The sequence below is a fragment of the Micromonospora sp. NPDC047753 genome (assembly GCF_040642735.1).
Classification (GTDB): Bacteria; Actinomycetota; Actinomycetes; order Mycobacteriales; family Micromonosporaceae; genus Micromonospora.
Genome location: NZ_JBEYSL010000459.1, coordinates 1 through 5,427 on the forward strand (window position 1 = coordinate 1; position 5,427 = coordinate 5,427).

General features: G+C 71.2%; 5 protein-coding genes. 3 read left to right on the forward strand and 2 right to left on the reverse strand.

From position 1 onward, the window contains the following. From ABZ749_RS28405 to ABZ749_RS28415, 3 genes are all read left to right on the forward strand, one after another. Positions 1 to 1,090 (forward strand): S8 family serine peptidase (locus ABZ749_RS28405; protein ID WP_357233176.1); only part of this gene is annotated, 1,090 nt, incomplete at its 5' end. Between the two features lie 57 nt (positions 1,091 to 1,147). Beyond that, a complete protein-coding gene (locus tag ABZ749_RS28410; RefSeq protein ID WP_357233177.1) occupies positions 1,148 to 2,086 on the forward strand; it encodes a GNAT family N-acetyltransferase in 939 nt (312 codons plus the stop codon). Positions 2,087 to 2,164: 78 nt separating this feature from the next. Then, the gene (locus tag ABZ749_RS28415) at positions 2,165 to 2,413 is read left to right on the forward strand and encodes a hypothetical protein (protein ID WP_357233180.1); all 249 of its coding nucleotides are present in this window, start codon (positions 2,165 to 2,167) and stop codon (positions 2,411 to 2,413) included. A gap of 56 nt (positions 2,414 to 2,469) precedes the next feature. On the opposite strand, the gene groL is transcribed toward ABZ749_RS28415, so the two are convergent. Together groL and ABZ749_RS28425 are read right to left on the reverse strand one after the other, a co-directional pair. After that, on the reverse strand, positions 2,470 to 4,092 hold the full coding sequence (groL, locus tag ABZ749_RS28420; RefSeq protein ID WP_357233182.1) for a chaperonin GroEL: 1,623 nt from the start codon (positions 4,090 to 4,092) through the stop codon (positions 2,470 to 2,472). A gap of 272 nt (positions 4,093 to 4,364) precedes the next feature. Further along, positions 4,365 to 5,427 (reverse strand): hypothetical protein (locus ABZ749_RS28425; RefSeq protein ID WP_357233184.1); only part of this gene is annotated, 1,063 nt, incomplete at its 5' end.

The following is a 5,427-nucleotide window of genomic DNA, read 5'->3' on the forward strand; positions in this document are numbered from 1 at the left end:
CTTCGACCAGGCCGTGCAGTTCCTCGGCCGGCCGACGGCGCAGCTCCGACATCGACGGCGGCGCGTCCAGCAGCTTGTGCGACCGTTGCCGGCCCCGGCCGGGCAGAGCCGCGGCACCCTGCCCAAGCCCACCGGCCCGGAGTGGAACATCCGTCAGATCGGCGCCGACCGGGTGTGGTCCCAACTCCGGGTCACCGGCGCGGGCATCGTGGTCGGCAGCTCCGACTCGGGGGTGGACGGCGGCCATCCGGCGCTACGGGCCGGGTTCCGTGGTGGGGACGACTCCTGGTTCGACCCGTGGGACGACACCCGGAGCCCGACCGACAAGGGCGGGCACGGCACCCACACGGTGGGCAGCGCGGTCGGGCGGGACGGCATCGGGGTGGCCCCGGACGCGCAGTGGGTGGGCTGCGTGAACCTGGACCGCAACCTCGGCAGCCCCGCGCACTACCTGGACTGTCTCCAGTTCATGTTGGCGCCCTTCCCGGCCGGCGGCGATCCGTTCACCGACGGCCGTCCGGAGCGCGGCCCGCAGGTGCTGACCAACTCGTGGGGCTGCCCGCCCATCGAGGGTTGCGACCAGCGCGTTCTGCGGCCGGCCACCGCCGCCCTCGACGCCGCCGGGATCTTCGTGGTCGCCGCGGCCGGGAACACCGGCCCGTGGTGCGCGTCGATCGACGATCCGCCCGCCCCCTACCCGGACGTGCTGACAGTGGGCGCGGTGGACGACCAGCGGCGCGTCGCCGAGTTCTCCTCGCGCGGGCCGGTGCCGGGCGGCTCGGGTAAACCGGACGTGCTGGCACCGGGGGTGGGTGTGGTATCGGCCATGCCGGGCGGCACCTACGCCGAGCTGGACGGCACGTCGATGGCGACCCCGCAGGTGGCCGGGGTGGTCGCGCTGATGTGGTCGGCGAACCCGGCGCTGGTCGGCGACGTGACCCGGACCCGGCAGATCCTGCGCGACACCGCCACGGAGGTGACGCCCACCTATCGCTCCGACAGTCCCTCCGACGCCTGCGGCGCTCCGGCGAACGTCACCGGCGCCGGCCAGGTCGACGCCTACGCCGCCGTTCGCGCCGCCCAGGGCTGATCGTCGCCCCACGGGCGGGGGTGCGGCTCGACATCCGGTGATCTAGGGTCGGCGACCATGGACGCCGAGATCACCGTCACCGAGCTGACCGCCGACCTGGTCACCAGCGTCGTACAGCTCTGCCAGCAGGCGCTCGACCTGCCCGAGGACTCCGCCGAGGCGGCTTCCATCGTGGACGTGCTCTGGACCCGGGCCGCCGCCGCCGACCGGCCCGTGGTCGGGCTGGGCGCGTACCGAGGTGCGGACCTGGTGGGGGTGCTGATCTGTTCGGTGTCGTCGGTCGAGCCGGGGATCGGGCACGTCGACCTGGTCGCGGTCCTTGCGGATCAGCGGCGTCGGGGCGTCGGCCGGGCGCTGCTCCAGCGGGCCGAGCGGGTGCTCGCCGACCGTGGGGCGACCGAGGTGCTGCTGGCCGGGAACCCGCCGTACTACGCGTGGCCGGGGATCGACGTCCGCTACACGCCGGCGGTCTGCGCCGCCCTCGCGCTCGGCTACCAGCAGGACCGGACCGCCTGGAACATGACCGCGGACCTGTCGTACGACGGGTCGCCGGCACTGCGGTCCACCGAGGCGACGGAGCGGCGGCTGGCCGACCAGGGCGTCACGGTACGCCGGGCGGAGCCGGCGGACCTTCCGGCGCTGACCGCGTTCGCCCGGTCCACCTTCGGCGGAACGTGGGACGGTGAGCTGGCCGGTTCGGTGGGGCGTGCCGACGCCGGTTGCCACCTGGCGGAGCGGGACGGCGAGGTGCTCGGCTTCGCCGCGTACGGGTCGTCCCGGCCGAGTTGGTTCGGGCCGATGGGCACCGCACCGGCCGCGGAGGGGTCGGGCATCGGTGGGGTGCTGTTGCGGCGCTGCCTGCGCGACCAGCGGGCGGTGGGGCTGGACCGGGCACAGATCGGCTGGGTAGGACCGGTGCCGTTCTACTCGGGCAGCGCGGGTGCGCGGATCGAGCGGGTCTTCTTCCTGTACCGGCGGACCCTGTCCGGGGGATAACCGGGGCAAACAGGACATAGATCCATTCGCCCGCATCGGCCAACGACGCCCCCTACCGTTTCGGTAGAGGAGGCAGCCATGACCACGGATGACAACCAGACCGAGGACGGCCCGCCGATCACCTGGAAACCGGTGGGTGAACTCCCCGGCCAACTGCCGTTCGACAGGCTCGACTACGGCGACGCCGAGCAACTGGCCGAGATGACCACCGACGGCGAGCCGCCGGTGGCCGAGGAGTCGCAGGAGATGGTGGACGCGCCGATCCAGCTGCTCCCGCCGTACAGCCGGGCACAGAAACGGCGCAACCAGCGCCCACTGCCAACCTGACGACGAACGGGGCGGACCGCGTCAGCGGCCCGCCCCGTTCGGTGTCGGAACTGGACTCAGAAGTCCATGTCCCCGCCACCCGGGCCAGCCGGGGCAGCCGGGGTCTTCTCCGGCTTGTCCGCGACAACAGCCTCGGTGGTGAGGAAGAGCGCCGCGATGGAAGCGGCGTTCTGCAGCGCCGAACGCGTCACCTTGGCCGGGTCGATGATGCCCGCCGCCAGCAGGTCGACGTACTCGCCGTTGGCGGCGTTAAGACCGTGACCCGCTTCGAGGTTACGGACCTTCTCCACCACGACGCCGCCCTCAAGGCCGGCGTTGACGGCGATCTGCCGCAGCGGGGCGTCCAGCGCGACCTTGACGATGTTCGCACCGGTCGCCTCGTCGCCGACCAGGTCGAGCTTGTCGAAGGCGGTCTTGCCGGCCTGCACCAGCGCGACGCCACCACCCGGGACGATGCCCTCTTCGACGGCCGCCTTCGCGTTGCGAACGGCGTCCTCGATGCGGTGCTTGCGCTCCTTGAGCTCGACCTCGGTGGCCGCGCCGACCTTGATGACCGCGACGCCGCCGGCCAGCTTGGCCAGCCGCTCCTGCAGCTTCTCGCGGTCGTAGTCGGAGTCGCTCTTGTCGATCTCGGCCCGGATCTGGTTGACCCGGCCCTGGATCTGCTCGGCGTCACCGGCACCGTCGACGATGGTGGTCTCGTCCTTGGTCACCACGACCTTGCGGGCGCGGCCCAGCATCTCGACGGTGGCGGCGTCGAGCTTGAGGCCGACCTCCTCGCTGATGACCTGGCCACCGGCGAGGATGGCGATGTCGGTCAGCATGGCCTTGCGGCGGTCACCGAAGCCCGGCGCCTTGACGGCGACCGACTTGAAGGTGCCACGGACCTTGTTGACCACCAGGGTGGCGAGGGCCTCGCCCTCCAGGTCCTCGGCGATGATCAGCAGCGGCTTGCCCGACTGCATGACCTTCTCCAGGATCGGGAGCAGGTCCTTCACCGACGAGATCTTGCTGTTGGCGATCAGGATGTACGGGTCGTCGAAGACGGCCTCCATACGCTCCGGGTCGGTCATGAAGTAGGCCGAGATGTAGCCCTTGTCGAAGCGCATACCCTCGGTGAGCTCCAGCTCCAGCCCGAAGGTGTTGCTCTCCTCGACGGTGATGACGCCTTCCTTGCCGACCTTGTCCATCGCCTCGGCGATGATCTCGCCGACGGTGCTGTCGCCAGCGGAGATGGAGGCGGTGGAGGCGATCTGCTCCTTGGTCTCGACGTCCTTGGCGAGCTTGGACAGCTCCTCCGAGACGCTCGCGACCGCGGCCTCGATGCCCCGCTTCAGGGCCATCGGGTTGGCGCCGGCGGCCACGTTGCGCAGGCCCTCGCGAACCAGGGCCTGGGCCAGGACGGTCGCCGTCGTCGTGCCGTCACCGGCAACGTCGTCGGTCTTCTTGGCGACCTCCTTGACCAGCTCAGCGCCGATCTTCTCGTACGGGTCCTCGAGCTCGATCTCCTTGGCGATGCTCACACCATCGTTGGTGATGGTGGGGGCACCCCACTTCTTCTCGAGCACGACGTTGCGGCCCTTGGGGCCGAGGGTCACCTTTACGGCGTCGGCGAGCTGGTTCATGCCCCGCTCGAGGCCGCGGCGAGCCTCTTCGTCGAAAGCGATCATCTTGGCCATACGGCGTTGTCCTCCTGGACACTCACGGGCCACCCGAGATGTGTGCCCCGGATGGGCCGCCTGGTGTGCGCACCTAGGGACGTCGCCACCTGGCGACGACGACGTCCTTCGGCCGGGCCGGATAGCCCGCGACGACCGGCCATGTGCTGCCCCGGTGTCTCCACACCGGCACAACCTGGCCCCACCGTCCCGACCGTTGGCACTCACGGTATGCGAGTGCCAATGACTTGTTTAGCACTCTCCCCTGCCGAGTGCAAGCACGATGCCGCCGCTCAGCCGAGTTCCGCAGCCAGTCCAGCGCTGTTCACCGGCGCCTCATGGGCACGCTGCTCGACGTACGTCACCAGCAGACCGACCATCTGCGCGAGATGGGCCGGCAGGGCCAGCACGGCGGTGATCCCGATCACCACCACCGCCCCGGCGGCGGTACCCGCCGAGGAGAACGGGTCCGTTCCGAGCGCGCCGGTGCCGATCCCTTCCAGGCCACCGGGGATCAGCGTGCCGACGATCACCGCCACGGCCACCAGGGCCACCCGTCCGAGCAGCAGGCCGAGTCGGTCGTGGAACATCCGGAACGATCGACCGATCGGGTTGTGCCGTTCGAAGAGATAGACGGGGCCGGCCATGCTCAGCGCGAAGGCCAGGTAGATGCCCGGCAGCACGCAGAAGCAGACACCGACGCCGATGAGCAGACTGACCAGCAGGGTCCACGCCCACAGCCCGAGTGCCCGACGCAGGCCGTAGCGCAGCGCGGACTCCAGGCTGGCCGGCTGACCGGCCGCCTGCTGGGTGATCACCCAGGTGCCGGCGGCCCACCCGACGGCCTGCACCAACCCGACGACCAGGCTGCCGCCGAGCAGCAGGACCAGGAGGCTCAGCAGTTCGGCGACGAAATTGTCCGGCAGCGCGGGGGTCGACGTCGATCCGGCCTGCGCGGCCCACTTCGCCGACGGGTCCAGCCCGAGGGAGACCACCGAGAGCACCGCCGCGGGCAGCACCTGGGTGAGCAGCATGATCGGCACCAACTGCCGCCAGCCCCGGCGCAGCGCTCCTCCGCAGCGGTTGAACCAGCCGCCGATACCCGCGCCAGGTGGCGTGACCAGGGCGTCGTTCGGGTCGACCCCGTAACCGGGCGGGTACCAGCCGACCGGCGGCCCCGGGTACCACGGCTGCCCGCCGTAGGGACCCGACCCGGGCGGGTAGCCCCCGGTGGGCGGGAACGCCCAGCCCTGCGGCGGCGGGGCCGCACCCCAGGCACCCTGCGCGGGATCCCAGCCGGGCGCGAACGGCGGCACGTACGACTTGACGTCGTTCATCCGTCCGCGCATGTACGGG